The sequence below is a fragment of the Mesorhizobium sp. P5_C1 genome, assembly GCF_054049815.1.
This window is the reverse complement of the sequence record NZ_JBFULQ010001198.1, coordinates 1-828: the sequence shown is the minus strand read 5'-3', so window position 1 is coordinate 828 and position 828 is coordinate 1. Positions and strand designations below refer to the sequence as shown.

Genomic DNA, 828 nt, shown 5'->3' with positions numbered 1-828 from the left:
GCTTGGTGACGGATTGAGCGCACCGACAAAGGCGCAAGTAAAGCCGACAGCAATATCGTCGTCAATGGACTGGCGCTGCGCGTCAATGAGCGACCCGATTTCTTCGCTGACCTGGTGCCCGGCCTCGGCAGTTTTCGCCGCCGCACCGCAAGACCGCACTGGCTCGTTATCGACGAAGCGCACCATCTCCTGCCCAAGCGGCGCGACGACACGCGCGCGGTGCTGTCGTTGGAATTGCCGGGCACGATCCTGATCACTGTTCACCCCGAGGCGATCTCGACCGACGCGTTGCGCCTGGTGACGGCCATCATTGCGCTTGGTCCCAAGGCGAAGGACGTCGTGAACGTCTTCTGCCATGAAACCGGCATTGAGCCACCGAAGGCCGTGCCAACCCCCAAGGGCGCACGGGTGTTGTTCTGGCGGCCGCAAGCAGGCAAGAAAGTCAAAACGGTCAAGGTGATCGAGCCGCGCCAATCACTCAAGCGGCACAGCCGCAAATACGCCGAAGGCCAGCTCGATGAAGCAGGCAGCTTCTATTTCCATGGTCCTGACAATGCGATGAACCTCAGAGCCCACAATCTGATGATCTTTGCCCAGATCGCCGAGGGCATCGACGACCGGACCTGGGAGTTTCATTTGCGCGCCGGCGACTATTCCAAATGGTTCCGCCATCAGATCAGGGACAAGGACCTGGCACGCGAAACGGCCGATGCGGAAGAGGACAAAACACTGTCGGCCCAGGAGAGCCGCAAGCGCGTGCTCGATGCCGTGCGCCGCCGTTATACGGCGCCCGCGACGGCTTCGGATGAATAGCGGGCAACAGAGGGT

At 61.4% G+C, this 828-nt stretch carries 2 protein-coding genes; one reads left to right on the top strand and one right to left on the bottom strand.

Annotated elements, in window-relative coordinates:
• Positions 1–186, bottom strand: a 186-nt coding sequence (locus ACXJ7R_RS34850; protein ID WP_457155759.1) for a hypothetical protein, incomplete at its 3' end; no start/stop codon positions are given.
• Between the two features lie 33 nt (positions 187–219).
• On the opposite strand from ACXJ7R_RS34850, the gene ACXJ7R_RS34845 reads away from it, so the two are divergent.
• Positions 220–813, top strand: coding sequence for a hypothetical protein (locus ACXJ7R_RS34845; RefSeq protein ID WP_457155758.1), 594 nt, complete (start codon positions 220–222; stop codon positions 811–813).
• Positions 814–828 lie beyond the last annotated feature (15 nt).